Origin of the sequence: Superficieibacter sp. HKU1 (genome assembly GCF_029319185.1) — a bacterium.
Classification (GTDB): Bacteria; Pseudomonadota; Gammaproteobacteria; order Enterobacterales; family Enterobacteriaceae; genus Superficieibacter.
The window spans coordinates 1832519-1859269 of sequence record NZ_CP119754.1 but is presented as its reverse complement, the minus strand read 5'-3'; the positions used below and the strand labels follow the sequence as shown (position 1 = coordinate 1859269).

Sequence of the window (26751 nt, the reverse complement as noted above, 5' to 3'; positions counted from 1 at the left end):
TCCGTGTGCTCACCTGCGGCATGCGGTATAATCGCGCGCTTTGAATCTGACTAAAAAAATCGACTTTGACCATAAATAAACTTGCCTGGCGCGATCTTACGCCTGATACCGAAAGCTATCAGAATGTGTTTGCACAGCCTGATTTCGCATCTGTTGACGACACGCTGTTGAACGGCACCCAGGACCGTCTGCTCTATGCGCTTGAGCAGTTACTTCGTCCGCTGTCGGTATCCCCTTTTATGCTGGTGAAAGCGCCAGAAGAAACCGAGTACCTGCATCTGCTGGCGGCGACGGCCCGTGAACTCTGCCCGCCGGAAGAACAACTTACCGGTGTTCGCTATCAGATTGATCGACACCATATTACGCTACATCCTGCGCAGTCCCCGGACGACAACTTTGCCGGGACGGGAAAAATCGTGTGCGCCGACTGGGTTGAAGCTGAACAGCTTTTTGGCTGCGTGCGCCAGTTTAACGGCGACGTTAGTCTGCATCCGGGTCTGGTTCATCAGGCAAACGGCGGTGTACTGATGGTGTCCCTGCGCACGCTGTTAGCCCAGCCTCTGCTGTGGATGCGTCTGAAAATGATTGTCGCCCTCCAGCGCTTTGACTGGGTTGCCTTTGATGAGTCACGTCCCCTGCCGGTCAGCGTACCGCCTATGCCGCTCTGCTTAAAAGTAATTCTGGTCGGCGAGCGAGACTCGCTGGCGGATTTTCAGGAGATGGAGCCGGAACTGACGGCCAACGCCATCTACAGCGAATTTGAAGACAATTTCCAGATTGCGGATGCCGATGATATGCAGCGGTGGTGCCGCTGGATTTATCAGGTGGCGGATTATTATCAGCTGCCGAAACCGGCGGCTGATGCCTGGCCCATATTCATTCGTGAAGCCGTGAGGTATACCGGCGATCAGGAAACGCTGCCACTGTGTCCGCTGTGGATTGCCCGCCAGCTGCGGGAAGCCGCTGCCTTTACCGAAGAGCCGACGTTCACGGCTGAACAGCTTCAGGCAATGCTGGCCCAGCGTGAATGGCGGGAAGGCTTCCTGGCCGAGCGCATTCAGGATGAAATCCTGCTTGAGCAAATCCTTATTGAAACGGAAGGTGAACAGATCGGTCAAATCAACGCCCTGTCGGTGGTTGAATTTCCGGGGCATCCGCGCGCCTTTGGTGAACCTTCGCGTATTAGCTGTGTAGTCCATGTCGGCGATGGCGAATTCACTGATATCGAGCGCAAGGCAGAACTGGGCGGCAACATTCATGCGAAAGGCATGATGATTATGCAGGCGTTTTTGATGACCGAGCTTGAGCTCGACCAGCAAATTCCTTTCTCGGCATCGCTCACATTCGAGCAATCATACAGCGAGGTCGATGGCGACAGCGCCTCTCTGGCCGAACTGTGCGCGCTGATTAGCGCCCTGTCCTGCGCGCCCATTAATCAAAGTATCGCCATTACCGGTTCGGTAGACCAGTTTGGTCGCGTCCAGCCGGTTGGCGGTCTGAATGAAAAAATTGAAGGCTTCTTCACCATTTGCCAGCAGCGCGGCCTGACGGGTAGCCAGGGCGTTATTATTCCGGCGGCCAACGTGCGTCACCTCAGCCTCACGCAGACGTTATTACAGGCCGTGGAAGCGGAACAATTTTTCATTTGGGCTGTCGATGATGTTACCGATGCGCTGCCTCTGCTCACCCGCCTGGTGTGGGATGGTGAAGGGCAGACCACGCTGTTGCAAACAATTCAGGAGCGGATAGCACAGGCCAATCAGCCGGATGCTCGTCATCGCTATCCCTGGCCGTTACGCTGGTTCAGCCGCTTTGGTTCTAACTGATCGGACTTGTTCAGCGTACACGTGTTAGCTATCCTGCGTGCTTCACTAAAATAAGGCTTACTGAGAACATGGTAGATAAACGCGAATCCTATACAAAAGAAGACCTTCTTGCCTCTGGTCGCGGAGAACTGTTTGGTGCTAAAGGCCCGCAGTTACCGGCGCCAAACATGCTGATGATGGACCGCGTCGTGAAAATGACGGAAACGGGCGGCAACTATGACAAAGGGTATGTTGAAGCAGAGCTGGACATTACTCCGGACCTGTGGTTCTTCGACTGCCATTTTATTGGCGATCCGGTGATGCCAGGCTGTCTGGGCCTCGATGCGATGTGGCAGCTGGTAGGATTCTATCTTGGCTGGCTCGGCGGTGAAGGCAAAGGCCGCGCGCTGGGCGTTGGTGAAGTAAAATTTGCCGGTCAGATCCTGCCGACGGCGAAAAAAGTGACCTACCGTATTCACTTCAAGCGCGTCGTAAACCGTCGCCTGGTCATGGGCATTGCCGATGGCGAAGTGCTGGTTGACGGTCACCTGATTTATACTGCTAAAGAATTGAAAGTGGGTCTGTTCCAGGACACATCAGCATTCTGATGGGTTAGCAGGCGAAACCTCCGCCCGGCGGAGGTTTCTTTATTAAAGAGACAGAATCAGGCGATAACTGCCCTGTCCTCCATGGCTTCTCGCCAGCCTCCAAGCCAGTATGACCTCTGATTCAGCGCCTGATAGGGGCAAAGTTCTTTTGAGCGTCCGGCAATACCCGCCTGATACCCTCTTTGGTGTGCCCGTTCCAGGCGATCTCGTTTTTGTCTCTTCATGCCTCGTTTCCCTCATCGTTTTGGTCTGGTGGAAAAGAAAACAGTGATTACTAAACGCGCAATCACGTCTAACGAATACCGCGAAAAATGCTGAGCGTCAATGCGCAAATTTCATACCGATGTCATATTTATAAGGTATGCAAATGCGGTTTTGAGACAAATCGGTGATTCAGGATCAGTAACGGATTGAAGATAAATGCAAAAAAAAACCGCACCGGCATAACGCGCGGTACGGTTTCAGGAGTATTAATTTTACTTATGGCAGACGCTTGATCTCATTCGCAATAGCCGACGCTTCCTGTCCCCATGCCTGCGCCAGCATTTTCACCATTTCGTCATAACCATCTTTTTGTTGCGCCAGTTCAACGTGGAATGGCCGCTTGATGATCTGCCCCTGGTGGTTTAACAGCCACTCGCCGCTGACAATGACATGCCCGTCATAGCGGCCGTGAAAGCCCGTTACCGTCACGTTCAACGTGTCCTGATCGCTGCCCAGCGGTTGTGAGGCAACCACCCATCCCGGAAGCTGATTACTCAAATTCGCCACCAGCGTGGTGCGCAGTTGCTGATCCAGCGGGCTGGCCCACAGATTACTGGTGGCGATAACATATTGAACATCGGTGGTCTGATAAACCACGCCGTTTCCGGCGAGGTAATCCGGCACCGCGACCTGCTCAACCCACAGCAGGCGATTTCCCTGACTGGCAACACTCTGGGTTAATAACTGTGAAGAAGGCAGTTGATACCAGGTTTTGCTCTCCTCACTGCTGCTGCAGGCGGTTAACGCCAGTGCCATTATGACCATCAGCCACTTTTTCATTGTTTTGCCCTCTTCGGCTCAGGATCTTTTTTACTTTTCGCTTCAAAGACCAGCGCGTTGCTCTTATCGTTCAGCGTTTTCAGTACCGGCTGTAGCTCACGCAATACCTGATCCAGACGCTGCATATCCGAAACCATTTTGTTATAGGCGGCGGAGCCTGGCTGGAAGCCCTGCATACTACGATTGAGTTCACGCAGCGTTTTCTGCATATCCGCCGGCAGTTCCTGCGCGGATTGACTGGCAGTCAGCTTATTCAGGTTATCCAGCGTCGTTTGCAGGCGGCGCAGCGTTGCCTGACTTTCGGTAAGCGTGTTGGTCGCCTGCTGAAGCATTGGATTAAGCGGCAGACTGTTGATCTTATCCAGCGTATCCATCAGGCGCTGCTGGATTTGCGCCAGCCCACCGCTTTCCGTCGGAATGACTTTATAACCGCCAAACTCACGCATCCCGGTAACGGGTGTGGCTTTAGGATAGAAATCCATATCGACATACAGCGCGCCCGTGACCAGGTTACCGGTTTTCAGCGAGCCGCGCAGACCGCGTTTAAGCAGATCCGTCAGATGTCCCGCCACATCCGGATTTTCGCCAAGCTGGCTGGCCAGACGTTCGGGTTCGATGCGGATCAGTACCGGGATGCGGTAATCGTTATTCAGCGCCTGGCGTAACCCCGGCACAAAGAACGGCACTTCACCCACCGTACCCAGGCGGATACCGCGGAATTCAACCGGCGCGCCCGGCTGAAGGCCACGAATCGAATCTTTAAAGAACATCAGATAATCGATGTGATCGGTATACAGCGACTCCTGAATATTTTTCTGGCTGTCGTAGAGATTAAATTCGCTTTTCTCCGCCACCGGCTGTCCCAGTTCCAGTCCTTCCGGCACGTCAAAGCTTACGCCGCCGCTAAACAGCGTGGTCAGCGAGCCCATTTCGACGCGCATACCTGCGGAGTTAAGATCGACGGCGATCCCGCTGTCTTTCCAGAAGCGAACGTTGCTGGTCACCAGACGATCGTTAGGCGCGTTAATAAACAGCTGATAGCTGATCGAGCGCTTCTGCGGATCGAACGTGCTGGTCTCGACCGAGCCGACGCGGTAGCCACGGAACAATACCGGATCGCCGGGGCTGAGTTGTCCGGCTTTTTTACTGTCAAGAATGACGCGGATCCCCTTCGCATCCGGCGGTGCCAGCGGCGGTGAGTCCAGCAATTGATAGCTCTCCGGCTCGCTGCCCTTGTTACCCGGCTGAAGCTCGATGTAAGCCCCGGAGAGAAGCGTCCCGAGGCCGCTAATGCCTTCACGATCGACCTGCGGCTTCACCACCCAAAAGACCGAGTCTTTATGCAGCAGTTTTTCCATACCGGCGTTAAGCCGTGCTTTGATTTCAACATGCGTCAGATCGTCGGTCAGCGTGGCGCTTTCTACCACGCCAACGTTAACACTGCGGCTTTTAATGGTGGTTTTACCGCCTTCAATGCCTTCCGCATTGGTGGTGATAAGCGTTACCATTGGCCCCTGATGGCTGTAGTGATAAAACAGGATCCATGCGCCAATCAGCGCAGTAACGATGGGAAATATCCAGACCGGGGACCAGTTTTTCACCTTCTTCACCTGGGCCTCACCCTTTTTTGTTTCCATCTTATAATGATTCCTCATGGCTGCTTTCCGGCTCCCGATCCCAGGACAAACGGGGATCGAAGATCATTGCCGAGAACATGGTCATTATCACCACCAGCGCAAACATGAGCGCGCCCATAGCAGGATAAATATTCATTAATCCGCCCATGCGCACCAGCGCCGAGAGGACTGCGATTACAAATACATCAATCATCGACCAGCGGCCAACGAACTCCACCACTTCATAAATCAGGTGCATTCTCTCCCGGTCGCGCTGACCATGCCCTTTGGCGTCCCAGCACAGCCATGCAATAGCGATCATTTTCAGGGTTGGCACCATAATACTGGCGATGAAAATGACCCCTGCGACCGGATAAGATCCTTCACTCCACAGCAGGATGACGCCGGCCAGAATAGTGGATGGCATTTTGTCACCCAGCAAATCGGTGATCATGATCGGCTGGATATTGGCCGGAAGATAGAGAAGGATGGACGTCACCAGCAGTGCCATCGTCCATTGCAGACTGTTTTTGCGCCGCACATGCCCCTGCGTGTGGCAACGCGGGCAGGTTTTTTGATCGGCAGGGAGAATAGCCGTGCAGCAGGCGCACGAACGCAGCCCCTGACGGATCCCGGTGACGCCTGGCGTCAGCGGTTGCGAAATGGCAGGCATCGGTTCGATGTCATCCCACAGCCAGCGACGATCCACGCACTGAAACGCGCGCAGCTGGACGATACAAAACAGGCACCACGGAATAAAACTGCTGCCGATGCCAATATCGCCGTACGCCATCAGCTTAACAAAGCTCACCAGCACGCCCGCGAGGAAAATCTCCGCCATCCCCCAGCTTTTAAGCTGAAAGAGTACCCGTGCCAGCAGCCGCTTTAAGGGCTCCGGCATCTCAAGGCGATTCACCAGCAGTAAAATGGTGATCAGACAAAATGCGGGGACTAACTGAACGAAGACGATAAAAAATGTCCCCAGGCTGGCATAATCTTCGGAGAACATGACGCGCGGGATCTCCAGCAGCGTCACTTCGCTTTTAACGCCCGCCACGTTCATATTGACGAACGGGAACAGGTTTGACAGCAGAAGCATGAACAGCGCCACCAACGCGTAGGCGGTCGGACGCTGCCGTGGCGCAAACCATTCGGTCGTCAGGGTCGTTTCGCAACGTGGGCACGTGGCTTTATGACCGTGTTCCAGCGGCGGCAAGGCCACCAGCAAATCACACTGCGGGCACAAAATATGCCGCGCAGCATGATGGCTATCACACATACTCGTTCCTCGGGTTATGCGCCGTTTTTAAGCGCTTCCAGGTATTCCCAGCGCTCAAACGCCTCTTCCAGCGCCTGCTCAGCGGCGGCCAACTCCGCCAGCACTTTTTGCGTATGATCGTGTGGCTGGTTAAAGAACGTAGCGTCAGCGACCTGAGCCTGAAGCGACTCCAGATCCGCCTCCAGACTCTCCAGCTTCTGCGGCAGCTGTTCCAGTTCACGTTGTAGGTTATAGCTTAACTTTGCACCACCGCGCTTAACATTTTCCGCTTTTGTCGCCGCGGGCTCCGGCGCTTTGCTACTGGCAGCAGGTTTTTGTGCCTGGGTCTGCGACTGAGATTGTTGACCGCGCGCATCGTGATAGCCGCCAACGTAGCAGCCAATCTTCCCGTTACCTTCGAAGATCCAGCACTCCGTCACGGTATTATCAACAAACTGGCGATCGTGGCTTACCAGCAGCACCGTGCCCTGATAGCCGTCGATCAACTCTTCCAGCAGTTCCAGCGTTTCGACATCAAGGTCGTTGGTCGGTTCATCGAGGATCAATAAGTTACTGGGTTTGAGGAATAACCGTGCCAGCAGCAGACGGTTACGCTCCCCGCCGGAGAGTGCCCGCACCGGCGTCATCGCCCGTTTTGGATGGAACAGGAAGTCCTGAAGATAGCCCAGTACGTGCCGCGGCTTACCGTTGACCATCACTTCCTGTTTGCCTTCGGCGAGGTTATCCATCACCGTTTTATCCGGATCGAGTTCCGCCCGGTGCTGGTCAAAGTACGCCACTTCAAGTTTAGTACCGACGTGGATGCGTCCACTGCCCGCCTTAAGCTGACCGAGCATCAGTTTTAGCAGCGTGGTTTTACCGCAGCCGTTAGGCCCAATCAGGGCGATTTTGTCGCTGCGCTGCACCTGAGCCGAGAAATCGTTTACCAGCACTTTGCCATCGACCTGATAATTGGCATGCTCAATTTCAAAGACAATTTTTCCGGAACGGGTGGCCTCTTCAACCTGCATCTTCGCGCTGCCCATTACTTCCCGGCGTTCGCTGCGCTCGTTACGCATCGCTTTCAGCGCGCGTACGCGCCCTTCATTACGGGTACGACGCGCTTTGATACCCTGACGGATCCACACTTCTTCCTGCGCCAGTTTGCGATCAAACTCCGCATTCTGTAACTCTTCTACGCGCAGCGCTTCTTCTTTATCCAGCAGGTACCGATCGTAATTGCCCGGATACGTCACCAGCTTGCCGCGATCGAGATCGACAATGCGCGTTGCCATATTGCGAATAAAGGAACGGTCGTGCGAGATAAAGATAATCGTGCCGTTGAAGGATTTTAAAAACCCTTCCAGCCAGTCGATAGTTTCAATATCCAGGTGGTTAGTCGGCTCGTCGAGCAGCAGAACGCGCGGGGCGCTGACCAGCGCCCGTCCCAGCGCCGCTTTACGCAGCCAGCCGCCGGAGAGCGCCGCCAGTTCGGTATCCGGCTCCAGGCCTAATTGCGCGAGCACTTCATTAATGCGGTTTTCAAGCTGCCACAGGCCGTGGTGATCCAGCTGCTCCTGCACTTTCGCCAGCTCGTGCAAATTTTTATCGCTCGGATCGGTCATGACCAGATGCGAGATATCGTGGTAACGCTTGAGATACACCGCCTGCTCTGCAATCCCTTCCGCAACGAAATCATAGACGCTGCCCTGCACGTTGCGCGGCGGATCCTGTTGCAGACGCGCTACGACCAGATCCTGCTCATAGATAATGCGGCCGTCATCCAGCCCCTGTTCGCGATTGAGAATTTTCATGAGGGTGGATTTGCCTGCGCCATTACGGCCAACCAGACAAACACGCTCGTTATCCTCGATATGCAGTTCTGCGTTATCCAGCAGCGGCGAGTCGCTAAACGACAGCCAGGCACCGTGCATACTGATTAATGACATTTACTTTTCCTTTCAGGCGGCGGTAATCAGCCAGCAGTTGTGGATCTGACGATTGCGGGCAAAGTCCTGCGACAGCGTTTTTTGGGTGATTTCTTGTGCTTTCAGTCCCAGTTCAGCCAGCCCGTCGTTATCCATGCGGAAACTGCGTTTGTTGTTAGAGAACATGATGGTGCCGCCTTTGCGCAGCAGGCGCTTGAGATCGCGCATCAGGCGCAGGTGATCGCGCTGTACGTCAAAGGTTTCTTCCATCCGTTTAGAGTTAGAGAACGTCGGCGGATCGATAAAGATCAGATCGAATTGCTCATCGGTTTCGGCCAGCCAGCCCAGGACATCGGCCTGCATCAGGCGATGCTGACGCCCGGTAAGACCGTTCAGGCGCAGGTTACGTTCGGCCCACTCCAGATAGGTACGTGACATATCAACGGTGGTGGTTGAACGTGCGCCGCCCAGCCCGGCGTGAACGCTGGCGCTGCCGGTATAGGAGAAGAGGTTGAGGAAATCTTTCCCTTTGCTCATCTGCCCCAGCATCCGGCGGGCGATGCGGTGATCGAGGAACAGTCCGGTATCCAGATAGTCGGTCAGGTTCACCCACAGCTTCGCGTTATATTCGCTCACTTCAAGGAAGTCACCCTTCTCGCTCAGTTTTTGATACTGATTTTTGCCTTTCTGCCGTTCACGGGTTTTCAGGATCAGTTTGTTCGGTGCCATATTAAGAACGGCGATCGTTGCCGCGATAATATCAAACAGACGCTGACGCGCTTTTTGCTCATCGATGGTTTTCGGCGGCGCATATTCCTGAATGACGATCCAGTCACCGTAGCGATCGACCGCGACGTTATATTCCGGCAGGTCGGCGTCGTACAGGCGATAGCATTCAATCCCCTCCTGCCGCGCCCATTTTTCCAGTTTCTTCAGGTTTTTACGCAAGCGGTTAGCGTAATCTTCCGCTACCGTAGCCGGTTTACTGTCGGCGGTGGTTTCGGCGAGATGATAGTTTTTCTGCACGCAGTCCAGCGGACCGTTTTTGGCTTTGAACTGACCATCGGCGCGCAGTTGCAGGCAGTTAAGCAGATCCGGCGAGGCGCTGAACATCGACAGATTCCAGCCGCCGAACTGGTTTTTCATGATCCGACCCAGCAGGCTGTGCAGGGCAATCAGCGCCGGTTCGCTTTCCAGACGCTCACCGTAAGGCGGGTTGCTGATGACCGTGCCGTAAGGCCCTTTTGGCAGCGGATTGGTTAGCTGAGCGACGTCTTTCACCTCGAAGGTAATCAGCTCGCCAATGCCGGCGCGGCGGGCGTTGCTGCGCGCACGTTCAATCACTCTGCCATCAACGTCTGAGCCATAAAAACGTGAGCCATAGTCGGCCAGCCCCTGACGGGCGCGGGTCTGCGCTTCGGCTTTCACCTCTTTCCACAGCGCCTCATCATGCTGCGCCCAGCCGCCAAAACCCCAGTGCCCGCGATGCAGACCCGGCGCACGATCGGTCGCCAGCATAGCGGCTTCAATCAGCAGGGTTCCCGAGCCACACATGGGATCCAGCAGCGGCGTTCCTGGCTGCCAGCCGGAGCGCATCACGATAGCGGCGGCAAGGTTTTCTTTGATGGGAGCCATGCCGGTACGATCGCGATAGCCGCGCAGATGCAGGCCTTCACCGCTCAGATCGAGGGAAATGTGCGCCGTTTCTTTGTTCAGCCAGACGTTAATGCGCAGATCCGGAGACTCACGATCAACATTTGGCCGCGGCAGATTTTTGCGGGTAAAGGCGTCAACAATGGCATCTTTAACTTTTAACGCGCCGTACTGGCTATTGCGGATACTGTCGTTGAGGCCGCTGAAATGAACCGCGAAGGTTGCCTCAGGGTTGAACATCTCAGTCCACGGGATCGCCTGTACGCCGAGGTAAAGGTCGAGATCGCTGTACACGCTGCATTCTCCGAGCGGCATCATGATGCGCGACGCCAGACGACTCCACATCAGGCTTTGATATAAGAGCCGCGCGTCCCCTTCAAAATGGACACCACCCTGGACCACCTGGCAATTCACCGCACCAAGTCCTTCCAGTTCAGTTTTTAACAGCTCTTCCAGCCCACGGGCCGTACTGGCAAACAGAGAATTCATATCGTCACTTTTACTCTAATAAAATTGTTGCGCATTATAGCCAATCTCAACGCTATGTCATAAAGTTGAGGGCTTATTTTCACGTATAAGGGGCAGGTTGTGGCCACGTTATCCAGACTTTTCATTCATCCGGTAAAATCCATGCGCGGCATTGGCCTGACGCATGCCCTTGCGGATATCAGCGGCCTGGCATTTGACCGGATCTTTATGATCACTGAACCTGATGGCACGTTCATTACTGCCCGTCAATATCCACAGATGGTTCGCTTTACGCCTGCCCCTCTGCATAACGGGCTTCATCTTACCGCACCGGATGGCAGCAGCGCGCTGGTTCGTTTTACCGATTTTGCCGCCCAGGGCGAGCCCACCGAAGTATGGGGAAATCATTTTACCGCACTCGTGGCCCCCGGGGAAATTAACCGCTGGCTTTCGGGCTTTTTCGCCCGTGAGGTCCAGTTGCGCTGGGTGGGATCTGAGCCGACGCGACGCGTTAAGCGCTTCGACGCGGTACCGCTGTCATTTGCCGATGGCTTTCCGTTTCTGCTGACCAGTGAAGCCTCATTGCGCGATGTGCAAAATCGCTGCTCTGCCGGGGTGAAGATGGAACAATTTCGCCCTAATCTGGTGGTGGCGGGCACGCAACCGTGGGAAGAAGATACGTGGAAAACGATTCGCATTGGCGAGGTAATTTTTGACATTGTTAAACCCTGTAGCCGTTGCGTATTAACTACCGTCAGCCCCGAACGAGGCCAGAAACATCCTTCCGGTGAACCGCTGGCGACTCTGCAAACGTTCCGTATGGCGGACAACGGTGATGTCGACTTTGGCCAAAATCTGATTGCCCGCAACAGCGGCGTCGTGCGGGTGGGCGATGAGATAACCGTCCTGGCTACCGGCCCGGCCAGATCGTATGGCGCAGGTGACGTCGTTGAAAATATTGCCGTTGAACAGCAGGACAATGCGGTGGTAGATATCGACTGGCAGGGGCAAAAATTCAGCGGTAATAATCAGCAGATTTTACTTGAGCAACTGGAACAACAGGGGATCCGCGTGCCCTACTCTTGCCGTGCCGGACTGTGTGGCAGCTGCCGTATTCGTCTGGTCGAGGGCGAGGTGAGCGAATTAAGGAAAGGGGCTATCGCTCAGGACGGAACCATCCTGTGCTGTAGCTGTGTGCCAAAAACGTCATTACGCCTGCAAAATTAAACGGCATGCTCCAGATAGTGACTGACGCAGTCGACCTGACGAAGTCGGTCATTCATCACTTTTATTGCATCCCCTAACTGCATCGTACGTCCGGCAATCATCACGCCGGGCTGCGCCACCAGGCACAACGTCGCATTATCGCCAGGTTCAACTACCAGCAAATTAACCTGCTCCAGTGAATCGCTAAGCCATACGCAGGCAGCATCGCCCATCGTGGGCATCCAGTGGGAGGAATGCGAGGTGAAATGCCAGCTTTTCGGCATTTGAGGTTTCAGGAAACGGATGGCGACCAGCGCGTTAAGCACCAGCTCGGCACGATGTTCTTTTTTGAGGTCGAGGTCGCGACATTTCTCGTCAAAGGAAAAATAAAGCGCGGCATCGTCAACACAAAAGCCAGAGGATTCAAAGGCATCGGGCGTCAGCATTCGTCGGGCAAAGCGAGAGCGAAAAAGCATGCCGTTCGCTAAATCGAGCATCATACGATCGTGCTCATCGTCAAAATACCAGCGCCAGTTATCGTCGGGTTTAATACGCATTATGTTCCTGTCCCCTTCAGATGTTGATTTCGGCATCGTCCTTTGCCGCTTCGATTGTTGCTCCAATAAAAAAAGACCAGAACGTATAAATAAGCAACAAGAGGGGAATATAAAACAACCAGGGCTGAAAATAAAGCCCTGGCAGGTCACAAAATTCAGGATTAGATGTGAGAAATGATGTCTTTAATCAACGGCGGACCTTTAAAAATAAATCCGGAGTAGATTTGCACCAGCGATGCTCCCGCCGCCATCTTCTCCCGAGCCGCTATCACCGAGTCAATGCCGCCGACGCCAATAATGGGCAATTGTCCTTTTAATTCCGCCGACAGCATATGGATAATTTCAGTACTTTTTAACTGTAATGGACGTCCGCTTAAACCACCGCTTTCATCACAATGTTTCAATCCCTGAACCAGAGAACGATCTAATGTTGTATTGGTCGCAATAACACCATCAATATTATGGCGTAATAAACTATCGGCGACCTGAATCAGTTCCTCTACAGAAAGATCCGGGGCGATCTTTACCGCGATCGGAACATATTTGTGATGCCGTCCCTGAAGTTCATTTTGTTTATTTTTTATCGCGCTTAATAAATCATCCAGCGCTTCACCGTATTGTAGCGTGCGCAGACCGGGAGTATTTGGCGAGGAAATATTAATCGCAATATAACCGGCATAGGCATAGACTTTTTCCATACAAATCAGGTAGTCATCTTTACCATGCTCGACTGGCGTATCTTTATTTTTGCCAATATTAATCCCCAGCACACCATCAAAATGCGCTCTTTTGACGTTCTCAACCAGGTTATCAACACCAAGATTATTAAAGCCCATACGGTTGATCAAACCTTCGGCCTCCACCAGCCGGAAGATCCGCGGCTTATCATTGCCTGGCTGAGGCAGCGGCGTGACCGTACCGATTTCAACGGAGCCGAATCCCATTGCGCCCAGCGCATCAATGCATTCACCGTTCTTATCCAGTCCGGCGGCCAGGCCGAGAGGATTTTTGAACGTCAATCCCATGCAGGTCACTGGCTTTTGCGGTACCTTCTGGCGTACCAGCGCTTCCAAGGGCGTTCCTGAAAGGCGGCGTAATTGCTGGAAGGTAAATTCATGAGCGCGCTCTGGATCGAGCTGGAAAAGGGCTTTACGAACGAAGGGGTAGTACATGAACTCTCCTGGATTCCCGGTGTGCAAACCGGGGGCGTATTATGGGTGATATTCAGGAGAAAGGGAATTGACCTGCGGCAAAAAAGGACCGTTTAGACGCAAACGATTTCTTTTCACGCCGCACGCCCCCCTTTCGAAAGCGTATTAGGGCGATCACCCGCTATATTAAAGCGGATCAACGCGCTCATGCTGTTCCAGCACCGCCAGCGCCAGTCCATTGGCCGGGTCAACGTGCTGTTCAATAAAATGCAGGCGGGTGCGTTGCAGGGTGAAGTCCAGCGCGCTTTGCTTTGCGCTATGACGCACGGCGGCGACAAACCCTTCATGGTGATTCCAGGGGCCGTCGATCACAATATCGCCGGGATTCAGTAGCAGCATGATTTGCCCCAGCGCGTGTCCCAGATGGGTGCCAGCGGTCGCCATGAGCGCGTTCACAATATCAGGCGCGCTGGCACGATTTTCCCAGCTAAGACCGGGCGCTTTTACTGCCAGCTGCTGCTGGATGGCTGGCTGACTTATTAACGTTTCCAGGCATCCTCTACGGCCACACGAGCAGCGGATGCCATGCGGATCGATAACCAGATGCCCTACCTCTCCGGCGGTCCAGCTACTGCCGGTATAAATTTCTCCGTCTTTAACCAACGCACCACCAACACCTTCGCCGATACGCAAATAAAAATTGCTGTCGGTCGGATCGCATTTTAACTGCCGGGCGGACAGCAGCGCCGCCGCCTTGACGTTATTCATTATTAATAACGGTACCGAAACCTGGGGCTGCAACGATGAGAAGAGATCGGCGTCCTGCCAGCCAAGATGGGAAGAGTGGTGCATCCAGCCACGCTGCGGATCGATAATCCCGGGGAAGCCAAGCGCAATACCAATCAGAGCCGGGTAGTCGCGGGTCAGCTGCTGACAGTGCCTGACGAGTTCAGCAAGCAACCGCGCCGGATCGGCGGTCTCCGTTTGCCAGGTCCGTTCTTCAAGCACCTGAGAAAAGGCATCGCATACCCGCAGATGAACGCGCTGCCGCTCAACCATGATCCCCGCACTTAACCGCCGCTCCGGGCGTAGCGCAATGCCGATTTTGCGCCTTCCGGCCACGGAAGAGGAGAAGGGTTCACGCTCTTCAACGAGGCCAGCCGCGATAAGATCGTCAACGATCAGCGAGACGGTGTTTTTGCTCAGCCTGAGCTGGCGGGAAAGATCCTGTCTGGAGGTCAGTTGCTGATGACGCAGGGCGGCTATCACTCGCTTTTCATTGTTGATGCGCAGGATAGCCGGCCCTTTCCCTGTTTCTTTCATGACTGGACTCAGTTAGTACGGTAATGTTTCCAGTCTATCAGCAGCGCTGAGTTAGTCACCCCATACTTTCTGTCCTTTTTTCCAGCACCCCGCCAGCGTCACGCCACCGTCGGAACGCCTGAAAAGCGTGATCAGATCGGCAGGTGCGCCCACGCTGAGCCCTGCCTGCTGCGGTAAGCCAAGCTGCCGCGCCGGGCGAACGGAAGCCATCTCTATCGCGGTTGGTAAATCGGTAAGCGCTGAGGTCAACAGGAAATTAACCCCTTCCAGCAGACTACGGGCCGAGCCAGCCAGTAACTGCGGGTTATCGCGCATTGCCAGCCGTCCGTGAGGATGAAGAATGACATGTCCGCCAATATTGGCCTGATATTCTCCCGGCGCAAGCCCGGCAAAATGCGTCACATCGCTGACCAGCATGATGTGCTCTCCCTTAGCGCGCATAAATACTTTCAATACCGACACCGGCAGATGTTCGCCATCGGCAATAACGGTACAGGCCAGCCGATCGTCTGCCAGTTGCTGCCAGATATAATTCGGATGACGCGGAAGTTGTAAATGCGCGCCGTTGCCAAGGTGCGTAGACAGACGCGCTCCGGCCTCAACCGCCTCATCAATTTGCGCCGGGGAGGCGGCGGTATGGCCGATGGAAAACCGAACGCCGCTGTGCTGATAGTTGCGAATAAACGCCGCGGCCTGCGGCCATTCCGGGGAAAGGGTCAACAGACGAATTCGCCCGTTCGCGCGGCGCTGCCACTCGTCAAATAGCGAGCATTCCGGCGCGCAAATGGCACCGGACGGGTGAGCTCCCCGCGGCCCGTCCTGCGGCGACAAAAACGGGCCTTCAAGATGAATACCCGCTATCGCCTCTTCTACCACGGACCGCTGCTCACAGGCCTGGGCCAGCACACACATGGCGTTGCCAATGGTTTGTGCATCGGTGGTGATCACCGTCGGTAGCCAGCTGGTCACCCCTTCACGCCACAGCAGACGCACAGCCTCCTCTACCTGCTCGCCGCTAAAAGGGTAATGATTAAAATCGATTCCCTGAAATCCGTTGACCTGAAGATCGACCAGACCGGGCGCAATAATGGGCAGGGTCTCATCTGTATCCAGACCTTCGATAGCGCAGATTCTTCCCTGCGCGATTTTCACGGCGACCGGTTGTAAGGTCCGGTAATCACGCGCATGCAATACATCGTTAGTCAACGGTCACCTCCGCACAGGCATCGGCATCGGTATATAGCGTGCAGTCGGGATGCCGGCGCAGGATCGTCGCCGGGCACGCGACAGAGATCGGATCGTACAATGTGCTGGCAACCGCCTGACGTTTTGTGGCCCCCGGCACGATGCAAAAAAGACGCGCGGCCTGCATCAGTGCCGGAATAGTCAATGTCAGGGCGTGGGTGGGCACCTCTTCCAGACGCGTAAAGCAGCCATCGTTAACCTGCTGCTGGCGGCAAACCTCGTCAAGTTCGACGGGCTTAATGATGGCCGGATCGTCAAAATCGGCTACCGGCGGATCGTTAAATGCCAGATGACCATTCTCACCAATGCCCAGGCATACTGCGTCAATCGGCGCTTGCGCCAGTAACTGCGTATAGCGTCGGCAGGTCTGCCGGGTGTCCCCCTGCCCGTCGATTAAATGAACCTGCCCAGGCTTCACCCGATCAAACAGAGCGTCGCATAAAAAACGACTGAAGCGCTGAGGAGCCTCTGCCCCCAGCCCGAGATATTCATCCATATGAAAAACGGTGACCCGCGACCAGTCGATACCTTCAGCCTGCGACAATGTGGCAAGGAATTCAGATTGCGATGGCGCAGCGGCAAAGATCATTCGCACCCGGGATTGTGAGGCCAGGCGAGTGCGCATCCAGCCTGCAACCGCCTCTCCTGCCGCTTCTCCCATCGCCTGACGGCTGGCAAAACGCAGGACCTCAAGATTTTCAATTTTTGCTTTCTGTAGACGTTTTGTCATTTTACACCTCCTGTGATGTCGCTGTTCGGCCAGCTGAAGACCGGTCGACTTCTTTATTGAGTGCCGCGAGCATTTGTTCTACCTCAGGCCGCACGGCTGAAGGCCGTAACCAGCCAAAGCCCACGTACACCACCAGCGATGAAAGCACGGGCGCAGCGACTGTCATGGCGGTGCTGGCATCGGTCAGGACAAATTTAACGATGAAAAATGTGCTAATCCCAATTGCCCAGCTCACAATGGCGGCGGCACTACCGCTGCGTTTACACCATGGCAATAAGCCTAACAGCATTGGAATGGAAATCGGCCCTACCAGCCCGCCAAACCAGATCACTAGCAGGGACAGCACGCCGCCAAAGCGGGAAGCGTTAACAGCGATGATCAACGTGGTGATAATGAACAAAAAGGCCGTTGTGCGCGCAACCAAAAGTGAAGTTTGACCGCGTTTGAATTTTCCAGGCAGCATAACGGGCAGAATGTCTCGCGTCACCACGGCCGTAATCGCATTTGCATCCGAGGAAGTCATGGAGAGCGTATGGGTAAACATGGCGATAAGCACCAGCCCAATCAGCCCGTTAGGCAGTAAATCCATTGCCATGACGGAGTAAGAGCGCGAAGGATCGCTAATACCGGGATAAATAAGCGGGGCCGCCCACATCGGCAAAAACAACACCAGCGGCCAGATAAGATACAGCGCGGATGATAATAGCGCTGCTTTACGCGCGTCGCGCCCGCCGGGTGAGGCAATAAAGCGCTGCGCCAGATTCCAGGTTCCCCCGTTATAGCTCAAGGTGTAGATGATCAGATAAGCAAGAATAAATCCAGCCGTATAGGGTTCCTGAATGATCTGCGTATGGTGCGCAGGCAACCGGTCAAAGATGCTCAACAGCTCGCCAGCTCCGCCGAGGTGCATCGCTACGGCCACCACCATCACGATGGCCGCGATAAACTGGACGATGAACTGGCCAAAATCGTTACAGGCATCGGCCCATAACCCGCCCATCACGGTATAAAACATACTCAGCGCACCGGAAATACACATGCCAATAATGGGATCAAGCCCGGTAAAAACGTTGATAATAATAGCGATGGCCGCCCACTTCGCGCCGACGTCAAAGGTCTTGAGCAGCACGCCGCTCCACGCCAGAGCCTGCTGCGTGGGCAGGTTATAACGCGTGGCGAGATATTCCATCGGCGATTCGATATTCATATGAATACGCAGGCGTGCCCAGCGCGGGGCGAAAATCCATGCGCCGATAAGCACGGCTATCGCAATAGGCAGCGCCCACCAGAAATAGATCGTAATCCCGGCGTTGTAGGCCACCGCTGCATAGGCGACAAACACCGCCGCACTGTAGCCCGACATATGATGGGACACGCCTGATAGCCACCACGGCATTTTGCCACCGGCGGCAAAAAAGTCTCGCGTGCTGTCGACCCGCCGCATCGCCCACAGCGTTATTACCACAATCATCAGCGCATAAAGCGCCATTACACCGTAATCAAGAGCATTCATCCCGAACTCCATAAAGGGGCTTTTCCCCTGCTGGTAAAGGTATGCGGATGTTCTCGCCAATTAGTCCTTAATTAGGACTAATTGAATGTGCCAGATCTTGCCTGGCGATTTTGTGATCGTTTTCTCGTTACGTGAATCAAGCGATTATTTATTGCGCGGTACTGTTTTCAGGATGAAAAAAAGCCGGGCAACGCCATGTTTGCCCGGCTGGATGGATAACGAAGAGGATCAGGCCAGCGCTTTGACGATTTTCTCGTACAAATCACCGGACAGATTTGGCAGGTTTTTCAGCTGTTCCAGCGCAGAACGCATCAGTGCCTGACGTTTTTCGTCATAGCGTTTCAGACGGATCAGCGGCTCGATCAGCCGTGACGCCACCTGCGGGTTACGGCTGTTAAGCTCGGTCAGCATTTCAACCATAAATGCATAGCCGCTGCCATCTTCGGCATGGAACGCCGCCGGGTTGCTGCTGGCGAATGCGCCGATCAGCGAGCGGATGCGGTTCGGGTTGCTGAGGGTGAACGAACGGTGTTTGAGCAGGCCACGCACGGTTTCCAGCACGTTTTCGGCCGGGCTGGTCGATTGCAGGACAAACCATTTGTCCATCACCAGACCATCCTGATGCCATTTATCATCGTATTCCTGCATCAGCGCATCACGACACGGTAGCTGAGCCGCCACGGCAGCAGAAAGCGCCGCCAGCGCATCGGTCATGTTATCAGCATGATGATATTGTTGGCTGACCAGTTTCACCGCCAGCGCCTCGTCACCAAACGCCAGATAGCGCAGGCAGGCATTGCGCAGCGTGCGCTTGCCAATATCGGCGTGATCCACACGATAAGTATCGAGTTTGTTGGCGTTGTAGACCGCAAGGAATTCGTCGGCCAGTTCGGTCGCCAGCGTACGCGTCAGCGCTTCGCGCACCGCGACAATCGCGATAGGATCGATAATCTCGAACAGCTCAGCGATTTCCGTTGCCGACGGCAGGGTCAGGATCTCCGCGGCCAGCGCCGGATCGATATGCTCATCCAGCAGAATGCCGCGGAAAGCGTCGGCGACATGGATTGGTAAGGAGAGCGGCTGTCCCTGCTGATAGCGAGCCACGTTCAGTTTGATCCAGATAGCCAGCAGGCTTTGCGCCGCATCCCAGCGGGAGAAATCGTTTCGCGCATGGCGCATCAGGAAAGTAAGCTGCTGATCGCTCCATTTATACTCGAGTTTCACCGGCGCGGAGAATTCACGCAGCAATGAGGGGATCGGCGGCGTAGTGATATTATCAAAGATGAAGCTCTGTTCAGCTTCGGTCACATTCAGCACATGGTGCACCGGATGCCCGCCTTTTTGCAGCGCAATAACCTGCCCTTCGCCGTCATACAGTTCGATATCAAACGGGATATGCAGCGGTGCTTTTTCCGGCTGCTCGGCGGTCGGCGGCGTATGCTGACTGATTGTCAGGGTATACTGACTGTTCTCAGCGTCGAAATCATCACGAACGGTCACGACCGGTGTCCCGGACTGGCTGTACCAGCGGCGGAAATGGGAGAGATCGACGTTCGAGGCATCTTCCATCGCCTGTACAAAGTCATCGCAGGTTGCGGCGCTACCGTCATGGCGTTCGAAATAAAGCTGCATGCCTTTCTGGAAATTTTCTTCGCCCAGCAGCGTGTGCAGCATGCGGATCACTTCCGCCCCTTTCTCATACACCGTCAGGGTGTAGAAGTTGTTCATTTCGATAACCTGATCCGGGCGGATCGGGTGCGCCATTGGGCTGGCGTCTTCGGCAAATTGCAGGCCGCGCATGGTGCGTACGTTATTAATGCGGTTGACGGCGCGCGAGCCGAGATCGGAACTGAACTCCTGATCGCGGAAGACGGTCAGCCCCTCTTTCAGACTGAGCTGGAACCAGTCGCGACAGGTTACGCGGTTGCCGGTCCAGTTATGGAAATATTCGTGGCCGATGACGCGCTCAATATCAAGGTAATCTTTATCCGTCGCGGTATCGGTACGGGCCAGCACATATTTAGAGTTAAAGACGTTCAGTCCTTTATTCTCCATCGCGCCCATGTTAAAGAAATCCACCGCCACAATCATGTAGATATCAAGGTCGTATTCGAGAGAGAAACGCGTTTCGTCCCATTTCATCGAATTTTTCAGCGAGGTCATCGCCCACGGCGCGCGGTCAAGATTGCCGCGATCGACAAACAGCTCCAGCGCAACCTCACGGCCTGAACGGGTGGTAAAGGTGTCGCGCAGCACGTCGAAATCACCGGCCACCAGCGCAAACAGATAGCACGGTTTCGGGAACGGATCCTGCCACTGCACCCAGTGGCGGCCATTTTCCAGCTCGCCCTGGTCGATACGATTGCCATTAGAGAGCAGGAACGGGTATTTAGTCTTGTCAGCAATTAATTTAGTCGTAAACCGCGCCAGCACGTCCGGACGGTCAAGATACCAGGTGATGTGACGGAAGCCTTCAGCCTCGCACTGGGTACAGAGTGCATCCCCCGACTGATAAAGCCCTTCAAGGGCGGTATTCGCTGACGGGCTGATTTCATTCACAATACGCAGCGTAAAGCGCTCCGGCAACCCGGAAATCACCAGATGACGCTCTTCCAGCTGATACTCAGTCCACGGCTGGTCGTTGACATGCAGGGAAACCAGCGTCAAATCTTCGCCGTCCAGTTTCAGTGGAACCTCAGACGCCCCCTGGCGAGAAACCTGGCTTACCGCCGTCACCACGGTTTTTGTGGCATCCAGGTCAAAGGTCAGGTCAATATCACTAATCAGGTAGTCAGGCGCACGATAGTCGTGGCGGTATTTGGCTTGTGGCTGTTGTGTCATAAAAAACCTTTAGCATCTTCAGTTAGGTATCGATTCCAGTCTATTCCTGTTGCCTGGATCGCGCTATGCAGAATAAACATCTTTCACCGTCAAGGGCGCAAATTGCACCATTTCTTACGCTCTGGCATCAACGGGGCCAGTCATGGTTCGTTTTGACAAGATGAATGCGTGACACTCTATGTCAGGTCAGCGCCGGAAATCCAGATTATCGCCGCAAAGGTTAAAATAGTGTTCAATTTTTGTTATTGTTCACAGCAATGATTCTCGGGCTAAAGGCCAAAAAAGATGCAAGAATTTACCCGCCCAAAATTGACGCTACCTGATAATGAAACCCGACTGCTGTTGCACTCCTGCTGCGCCCCTTGCTCAGGCGAAGTGATGGAAGCCATACAGGCGTCTGGTATTGACTACACCATTTTCTTCTATAACCCCAATATCCATCCGCAAAAGGAATATCTTCTGCGCAAGGATGAAAATATCCGTTTTGCCAGCAAGCACGGTGTGCCTTTTGTTGATGCGGATTATGATACCGATAACTGGTTCGAACGGGCGAAAGGCATGGAGTGGGAACCTGAGCGCGGCGCGCGCTGCACCATGTGCTTTGATATGCGTTTTGAGCGTACTGCCTTATACGCGGCGGAAAATGGATTTAATGTTATCAGCAGTTCACTGGGTATTTCCCGTTGGAAAAACATGCAGCAGATTAACGATTGCGGTCATCGCGCTGCCGCTGCTTATGCGCTGACTTACTGGGATTATAACTGGCGCAAACAGGGCGGCTCTGCGCGAATGATCGACATCAGCAAGCGCGAGCGGTTTTATCAGCAGGAGTATTGCGGCTGTATTTATTCCCTTCGTGACAGCAATCTGCACCGCAAATCTCAGGGTCGCGATCTTATTAAACTGGGGAAACTGTATTACGGCGCGGACGAACAGGATAAGACCCCCTGATCTCCCCGTCCTGACAAATGGTTCGCTATACTAAACAAAAGCCATAGAAAATGGTTTTACACATTTAAACCTGCCTGAAACGGGCTGGCTCTTAAAAAGCTTAATTTTCTTAGGGTTAAGCGATCTTTTTCTACATTCAGGTAACATGTGGCACGAATTGCTCTCGATCCAATAGTCAGCTTGTGTTGTGATTGGGGTTTAATAAACAGATAATCAGGGTATACTCGTGCGTCTTTTATCTACCCGGTTTGAGATGGAAACGCTCCTGTAAGAGGACGCTACAGCGCACCATGAGACAATTCGCTTCTCCTATACTGTATTCGCTGCTTGATACTGACGCCTACAAGCTGCATATGCAGCAGGCAGTTTTCCACCATTACTACGACGTACAGGTCGCGGCTGAGTTCCGCTGCCGTGGAGACGATCTGCTGGGTATTTATGCCGATGCTATTCGTGAACAGGTTGAGGCGATGCAATCCCTCCGCTTGCAGGATGACGAGTATCAGTGGCTGTCCGGCCTGCCCTTCTTTAAAAAAGACTACCTCGACTGGCTTCGCGATTTCCGTTACGACCCGTCGCAGGTGACGGTCAGTAATGAAGATGGCAAGTTAAGCATTCGTCTTGCCGGGCCGTGGCGGGAAGTGATTATGTGGGAAGTTCCGCTGCTGGCGGTGGTGAGTGAACTGGTTCATCGTTACCGCTCACCTGAAGCAACCACGCAACTGGCGCTGGATGCGCTGGAGCAAAAGCTTGCGGCGTTTTCGGCGCTGACGGCAGACACCGACATGTCAGCGTTCCGGCTGATGGATTTTGGCACCCGCCGCCGCTTTTCCCGTGACGTGCAGCAGGCCATCGTCCACCGTTTACAGCAGGAACCGTGGTTCGTCGGCACCAGCAATTACGATCTCGCCCGGCGTCTGTCGCTTACGCCGATGGGGACGCAGGCGCATGAATGGTTCCAGGCGCATCAGCAAATCAGCCCGGACCTCGCCACCAGCCAGCGCGCCGCGCTTGCCGCCTGGTTAACGGAATACCCGGATCAGCTGGGTATTGCACTTACCGACTGTATTACCATGGATGCCTTCCTGCGCGACTTTGGCCCCGAGTTTGCTACTCGCTATCAGGGACTGCGCCACGATTCCGGCGATCCGGTTGAATGGGGTGAAAAGGCCATCGCGCATTATCAGAAGCTGGGTATCGACCCGTTAAGCAAGACGCTGGTGTTCTCCGATAATCTCGATCTCAACAAAGCCTTTGATCTGTATCGGCACTTTGCCGATCGCATCAATCTGGGCTTTGGCATCGGCACCCGCCTGACCTGCGATATCCATCAGGTGAAACCGCTGAATATTGTCATTAAGCTGGTGGAATGTAACGGTAAGCCGGTTGCCAAGCTGTCCGACAGTCCGGGCAAAACTATTTGCCATGATAAAGCCTTCGTGCGCGCGCTGCGTAAAGCGTTCGATCTGCCTAAAGTGAAAAAAGCCAGCTAGTATCAGTCTGAATCACGTCAGGTCTGAAAAGGGAGCCGTAACGGCTCCCTTTGTCATTGTTATTTTCCGATTTATTCCCTTCACGCTGCGAATTCTGCTTGTCTGATGGCGGATGACAGGTAACATAGGTAACCCCCCCGCCAGGGGTGGATTTATATGTTCATTGGACTATTAACAGTTAACAGAGAGACTATTTATGAGCGTTGTGCCTGTAGCCGACGTACTCCAGGGCCGCGTTGCCGTTGACAGTGAAGTCACCGTGCGCGGATGGGTACGTACCCGTCGAGATTCAAAAGCTGGCATCTCCTTCCTCGCCGTTTACGACGGTTCCTGCTTTGATCCTGTCCAGGCCGTCATAAATAATTCTCTGCCCAATTACAATGATGATGTACTGCACCTGACCACCGGTTGCTCAGTTATCGTCACCGGCGTGGTTACCGCCTCGCCGGGACAGGGCCAGGCGTTTGAACTTCAGGCGACCTCTGTAGACGTTGCCGGCTGGGTGGACGATCCGGATACCTACCCGATGGCGGCAAAACGCCATAGCATCGAGTACCTGCGTGAAGTCGCCCACATGCGCCCGCGTACCAACCTGATTGGCGCGGTCGCCCGCGTACGTCATACCCTGGCGCAGGCGCTGCATCGTTTCTTCCACGAGCAGGGCTTTTTCTGGGTATCAACGCCGCTTATCACCGCCTCCGATACCGAAGGCGCGGGCGAAATGTTCCGCGTCTCTACGCTGGACCTGGAAAATCTGCCGCGCAACGATCAGGGGAAAATCGACTTCGATCAGGATTTCTTCGGCAAAGAAGCCTTCCTGACCGTGTCCGGGCAGCTTAACGCCGAAACGTATGCCTGTGCGTTGTCAAAAGTGTATACCTTTGGGCCAACCTTCCGTGCCGAAAACTCCAACACCAGCCGCCATCTGGCAGAGTTCTGGATGCTGGAGCCGGAAATCGCCTTTGCCGATCTCGAAGACAACGCCCGTCTGGCGGAAGCCATGCTGAAATACGTCTTTAAAGCGGTACTCGACGAGCGTATGGACGACCTGAAATTCTTCGCAGAACGCGTGGATAAAGACGCTATTCAACGTCTGGAACGCTTTATTTCCGCCGATTTCGCGCAGGTAGATTACACTGACGCAGTAACCATCCTCGAAAACTGCGACCAGAAATTTGAGAACCCGGTTTACTGGGGTGTAGACCTCTCTTCCGAGCATGAGCGCTATCTCGCTGAGCAGCACTTTAAAGCGCCGGTGGTTGTCAAAAACTATCCGAAAGATATTAAGGCGTTCTATATGCGCCTTAACGATGACGGTAAAACCGTGGCTGCCATGGACGTTCTCGCACCGGGTATTGGTGAGATCATCGGTGGTTCGCAGCGTGAGGAGCGTCTGGACGTGCTGGACGCACGCATGGCGGAAATGGGCCTCAACAAAGAGGATTACTGGTGGTATCGCGATCTGCGTCGCTATGGCACCGTACCGCACTCAGGTTTCGGCCTTGGCTTTGAACGCCTGATTGCGTATGTCACTGGCGTACAAAACGTCCGCGACGTGATCCCGTTCCCACGTACTCCGCGCAACGCCACATTCTGATGGTGTAAGAAGCCAGCTTCGGCTGGCTTTTTTCTATTCCTGCCCGTTTTGTCAATAACCTTCAGCAAATTCTACTTTCAACCGCCTTTTTCAGCCCGGACTGTAACACTCCGTTTCGATGTAACAAAAGTGTACAAAAATAATCCCACATTCTTATTGCGCCTAAGTTATTTCTTATCACATAGCATAATTTGACTGCTATAACCGGCTATCCAGATGGCTAAATCATGTCAGAGGAAAAAACGTCATTGCACTGGTCTGACGATAAGAAAGGCTTTTATCTAAATTAAATATAAGCTTTTCATATATATAGCGCATAAGACGCTGTTTTAATAAGCGATCGCTCCGGAAGTTAGAGGTGTCTCACAAAGTTCCTTAAAATTAATACTTTTTTACACATTATTTCTTTTTGTTACTCATTTTAGACATTTGTAGCACTTTCAGGCTAGCGAAACGTTGTTATGAATGGAAAGATGCCTCTCAGACACAGAAAGACACCAAACTCTCATCAATGGTTCCGTAAATTTATATTGACAGAATTTATTGGCGGCAGTGGCAGGTGTTCAAAAAAAACCAATGAGGGTAATAAATAATGATGAAGCGCAATATCCTGGCAGTGGTTATCCCTGCCCTGCTGGTAGCGGGTGCGGCTAACGCTGCTGAAGTTTACAACAAAGATGGCAACAAAGTTGATATTTACGGTAAAGCAGTAGGTCTGCACTACTTCTCTAAAGATAATGGCGATAACAGCTACGGCGGTAACGGCGACCAGACCTACGCCCGTCTTGGTTTCAAAGGGGAAACTCAGATTAATGACCAGCTGACCGGTTACGGCCAGTGGGAATATCAGTTCAACGGTAACAACTCTGAAGGCGCTGACGCACAGGACGGCAACAAAACCCGTCTGGCATTCGCAGGTCTGAAATTTGGCGACGCTGGTTCATTCGACTACGGTCGTAACTACGGCCTGGTATACGACGCACTGGGTTACACCGATATGCTGCCTGAGTTCGGCGGCGACACCGCAGGTTCTGACCAGTTCTTCGCTGGCCGTACCGGCGGTCTGGCAACGTACCGTAACTCCAACTTCTTCGGTCTGGTTGACGGCCTGAACTTTGCTGCACAGTACCTGGGCAAAAACGAACGTTCTACCGTTAACCGTTCTAACGGCGACGGCTGGGCTGGCTCTCTGAGCTATGAAGTTGACGGCTTCGGCGTTGTCGGTGCTTACGGTGCAGCTGACCGTACCAACGATCAGGAAGCGCTGGCTCTGGGTCAGGGCGCGAAAGCTGAGCAGTGGGCGACCTCTGTTAAGTATGATGCGAACAACATCTACCTCGCCGGTACCTATAGCGAAACCCGTAACGCAAGCCGTATCCCTGGTGGTTACGCGAACAAAACTGAAGACGTGCTGCTGGTTGCACAGTATCAGTTCGACTTCGGTCTGCGTCCGTCCCTGGGCTATACCAAATCTAAAGCAAAAGATGTTGAAGGCATCGGCGACGTTGACGTAGTGAACTACTTCGAAGTGGGCGCTACCTACTACTTCAACAAAAACATGTCTACCTACGTAGACTACATCATCAACCAGATCGACAGCGACAACGAGCTGGGTATTGGTTCTGATGACACTGTTGCAGTGGGTATCGTTTACCAGTTCTAATAACACCACTGTTATATGCTTGAAAAACAGGACTTCGGTCCTGTTTTTTTATGTCTGTCAGGCAAATGTTTTCTCTTTTAAAAAGACCCGCGCTTTTTGTC

At 53.8% G+C, this 26751-nt stretch carries 20 protein-coding genes; 7 read left to right on the top strand and 13 right to left on the bottom strand.

Annotated elements, in window-relative coordinates:
- Nucleotides 1-65: 65 nt before the first annotated feature.
- Both P0H77_RS08840 and fabA read left to right on the top strand, forming a co-directional pair.
- Nucleotides 66-1826, top strand: a complete 1761-nt coding sequence (locus P0H77_RS08840; RefSeq protein ID WP_276164521.1) for a Lon protease family protein — start codon at nt 66-68, stop codon at nt 1824-1826.
- Nucleotides 1827-1894: 68 nt separating this feature from the next.
- Nucleotides 1895-2413 carry a bifunctional 3-hydroxydecanoyl-ACP dehydratase/trans-2-decenoyl-ACP isomerase gene (gene fabA, locus P0H77_RS08835; protein WP_276164520.1) on the top strand — a complete coding sequence of 173 codons (519 nt, stop codon included), beginning with the start codon at nt 1895-1897 and terminating at the stop codon, nt 2411-2413.
- 56 nt (nt 2414-2469) lie between these two features.
- Here the strand turns inward: fabA and rmf are convergent, their stop codons facing one another.
- The 6 genes from rmf to rlmKL form a co-directional block, all read right to left on the bottom strand.
- Nucleotides 2470-2637, bottom strand: a complete 168-nt coding sequence (gene rmf / locus P0H77_RS08830) for a ribosome modulation factor (protein ID WP_103675379.1) — start codon at nt 2635-2637, stop codon at nt 2470-2472.
- A 256-nt stretch (nt 2638-2893) separates the two neighbouring features.
- Nucleotides 2894-3457: a membrane integrity-associated transporter subunit PqiC gene (gene pqiC, locus P0H77_RS08825; RefSeq protein ID WP_276164519.1), complete on the bottom strand. Its 564-nt coding sequence runs from the start codon at nt 3455-3457 to the stop codon at nt 2894-2896.
- Nucleotides 3454-5094 carry an intermembrane transport protein PqiB gene (gene pqiB, locus P0H77_RS08820; protein WP_276164518.1) on the bottom strand — a complete coding sequence of 547 codons (1641 nt, stop codon included), beginning with the start codon at nt 5092-5094 and terminating at the stop codon, nt 3454-3456. Before pqiB ends, pqiC begins: the two co-directional genes overlap by 4 nt.
- A 1-nt stretch (nt 5095) precedes the next feature.
- Nucleotides 5096-6352, bottom strand: coding sequence for a membrane integrity-associated transporter subunit PqiA (gene pqiA / locus P0H77_RS08815; RefSeq protein ID WP_276164517.1), 1257 nt, complete (start codon nt 6350-6352; stop codon nt 5096-5098).
- Between the two features lie 14 nt (nt 6353-6366).
- Complete coding sequence (locus P0H77_RS08810) at nt 6367-8280, bottom strand: ABC transporter ATP-binding protein (protein WP_276164516.1); 1914 nt, start codon at nt 8278-8280, stop codon at nt 6367-6369.
- A 12-nt stretch (nt 8281-8292) separates the two neighbouring features.
- Nucleotides 8293-10401, bottom strand: coding sequence for a bifunctional 23S rRNA (guanine(2069)-N(7))-methyltransferase RlmK/23S rRNA (guanine(2445)-N(2))-methyltransferase RlmL (gene rlmKL / locus P0H77_RS08805; protein ID WP_276164515.1), 2109 nt, complete (start codon nt 10399-10401; stop codon nt 8293-8295).
- Between the two features lie 99 nt (nt 10402-10500).
- Here rlmKL and P0H77_RS08800 point away from each other — a divergent pair, with 99 nt between their 5' ends.
- Nucleotides 10501-11607 (top strand): YcbX family protein, encoded by a 1107-nt coding sequence (locus tag P0H77_RS08800; protein WP_276164514.1) that lies wholly within the window; start codon nt 10501-10503, stop codon nt 11605-11607.
- Here P0H77_RS08800 and zapC read toward each other — a convergent pair.
- The 7 genes from zapC to pepN form a co-directional block, all read right to left on the bottom strand.
- Nucleotides 11604-12143: a cell division protein ZapC gene (zapC, locus tag P0H77_RS08795; protein ID WP_276164513.1), complete on the bottom strand. Its 540-nt coding sequence runs from the start codon at nt 12141-12143 to the stop codon at nt 11604-11606. The two genes, P0H77_RS08800 and zapC, sit on opposite strands and share 4 nt — an antisense overlap.
- 161 nt (nt 12144-12304) lie before the next feature.
- Nucleotides 12305-13315: a quinone-dependent dihydroorotate dehydrogenase gene (gene pyrD / locus P0H77_RS08790; protein ID WP_276164512.1), complete on the bottom strand. Its 1011-nt coding sequence runs from the start codon at nt 13313-13315 to the stop codon at nt 12305-12307.
- A 165-nt stretch (nt 13316-13480) separates the two neighbouring features.
- Complete coding sequence (locus P0H77_RS08785) at nt 13481-14617, bottom strand: ROK family transcriptional regulator (protein ID WP_276164511.1); 1137 nt, start codon at nt 14615-14617, stop codon at nt 13481-13483.
- 51 nt (nt 14618-14668) lie between these two features.
- A complete protein-coding gene (locus tag P0H77_RS08780; protein ID WP_276164510.1) occupies nt 14669-15823 on the bottom strand; it encodes an amidohydrolase family protein in 1155 nt (384 codons plus the stop codon).
- Entirely contained in the window at nt 15816-16592 is a 777-nt protein-coding gene (locus tag P0H77_RS08775; protein WP_276164509.1) for a glucosamine-6-phosphate deaminase, read from the bottom strand. Before P0H77_RS08775 ends, P0H77_RS08780 begins: the two co-directional genes overlap by 8 nt.
- A gap of 1 nt (nt 16593) precedes the next feature.
- Complete coding sequence (locus P0H77_RS08770; protein ID WP_276164508.1) at nt 16594-18105, bottom strand: sodium:solute symporter family protein; 1512 nt, start codon at nt 18103-18105, stop codon at nt 16594-16596.
- Between the two features lie 228 nt (nt 18106-18333).
- A complete protein-coding gene (gene pepN, locus P0H77_RS08765) occupies nt 18334-20946 on the bottom strand; it encodes an aminopeptidase N (protein WP_276164507.1) in 2613 nt (870 codons plus the stop codon).
- Nucleotides 20947-21231: 285 nt separating this feature from the next.
- Between pepN and P0H77_RS08760 the strand changes: the two genes are divergently transcribed.
- From P0H77_RS08760 to ompF, 4 genes are all read left to right on the top strand, one after another.
- Nucleotides 21232-21897: an epoxyqueuosine reductase QueH gene (locus P0H77_RS08760; protein WP_276164506.1), complete on the top strand. Its 666-nt coding sequence runs from the start codon at nt 21232-21234 to the stop codon at nt 21895-21897.
- Between the two features lie 290 nt (nt 21898-22187).
- Nucleotides 22188-23390 carry a nicotinate phosphoribosyltransferase gene (pncB, locus tag P0H77_RS08755; RefSeq protein WP_276164505.1) on the top strand — a complete coding sequence of 401 codons (1203 nt, stop codon included), beginning with the start codon at nt 22188-22190 and terminating at the stop codon, nt 23388-23390.
- 196 nt (nt 23391-23586) lie between these two features.
- The gene (asnS, locus tag P0H77_RS08750) at nt 23587-24987 is read left to right on the top strand and encodes an asparagine--tRNA ligase (protein WP_276164504.1); all 1401 of its coding nucleotides are present in this window, start codon (nt 23587-23589) and stop codon (nt 24985-24987) included.
- Nucleotides 24988-25579: 592 nt separating this feature from the next.
- A complete protein-coding gene (ompF, locus tag P0H77_RS08745) occupies nt 25580-26650 on the top strand; it encodes a porin OmpF (RefSeq protein WP_276164503.1) in 1071 nt (356 codons plus the stop codon).
- Nucleotides 26651-26751: the final 101 nt, after the last annotated feature.

Bases quoted from the DNA above. Each gene is read 5' to 3' on its own strand.
- fabA (WP_276164520.1), top strand. From the start codon at position 1,895: ATGGTAGATAAACGCGAATCCTATACAAAAGAAGACCTTCTTGCCTCT.
- rmf (WP_103675379.1), bottom strand. From the start codon at position 2,637: ATGAAGAGACAAAAACGAGATCGCCTGGAACGGGCACACCAAAGAGGG.
- pqiC (WP_276164519.1), bottom strand. From the start codon at position 3,457: ATGAAAAAGTGGCTGATGGTCATAATGGCACTGGCGTTAACCGCCTGC.
- pqiB (WP_276164518.1), bottom strand. From the start codon at position 5,094: ATGGAAACAAAAAAGGGTGAGGCCCAGGTGAAGAAGGTGAAAAACTGG.
- pqiA (WP_276164517.1), bottom strand. From the start codon at position 6,352: ATGTGTGATAGCCATCATGCTGCGCGGCATATTTTGTGCCCGCAGTGT.
- P0H77_RS08810 (WP_276164516.1), bottom strand. From the start codon at position 8,280: ATGTCATTAATCAGTATGCACGGTGCCTGGCTGTCGTTTAGCGACTCG.
- rlmKL (WP_276164515.1), bottom strand. From the start codon at position 10,401: ATGAATTCTCTGTTTGCCAGTACGGCCCGTGGGCTGGAAGAGCTGTTA.
- zapC (WP_276164513.1), bottom strand. From the start codon at position 12,143: ATGCGTATTAAACCCGACGATAACTGGCGCTGGTATTTTGACGATGAG.
- pyrD (WP_276164512.1), bottom strand. From the start codon at position 13,315: ATGTACTACCCCTTCGTTCGTAAAGCCCTTTTCCAGCTCGATCCAGAG.
- P0H77_RS08785 (WP_276164511.1), bottom strand. From the start codon at position 14,617: ATGAAAGAAACAGGGAAAGGGCCGGCTATCCTGCGCATCAACAATGAA.
- P0H77_RS08775 (WP_276164509.1), bottom strand. From the start codon at position 16,592: ATGACAAAACGTCTACAGAAAGCAAAAATTGAAAATCTTGAGGTCCTG.
- P0H77_RS08770 (WP_276164508.1), bottom strand. From the start codon at position 18,105: ATGAATGCTCTTGATTACGGTGTAATGGCGCTTTATGCGCTGATGATT.
- pepN (WP_276164507.1), bottom strand. From the start codon at position 20,946: ATGACACAACAGCCACAAGCCAAATACCGCCACGACTATCGTGCGCCT.
- P0H77_RS08760 (WP_276164506.1), top strand. From the start codon at position 21,232: ATGCAAGAATTTACCCGCCCAAAATTGACGCTACCTGATAATGAAACC.
- pncB (WP_276164505.1), top strand. From the start codon at position 22,188: ATGAGACAATTCGCTTCTCCTATACTGTATTCGCTGCTTGATACTGAC.
- asnS (WP_276164504.1), top strand. From the start codon at position 23,587: ATGAGCGTTGTGCCTGTAGCCGACGTACTCCAGGGCCGCGTTGCCGTT.
- ompF (WP_276164503.1), top strand. From the start codon at position 25,580: ATGATGAAGCGCAATATCCTGGCAGTGGTTATCCCTGCCCTGCTGGTA.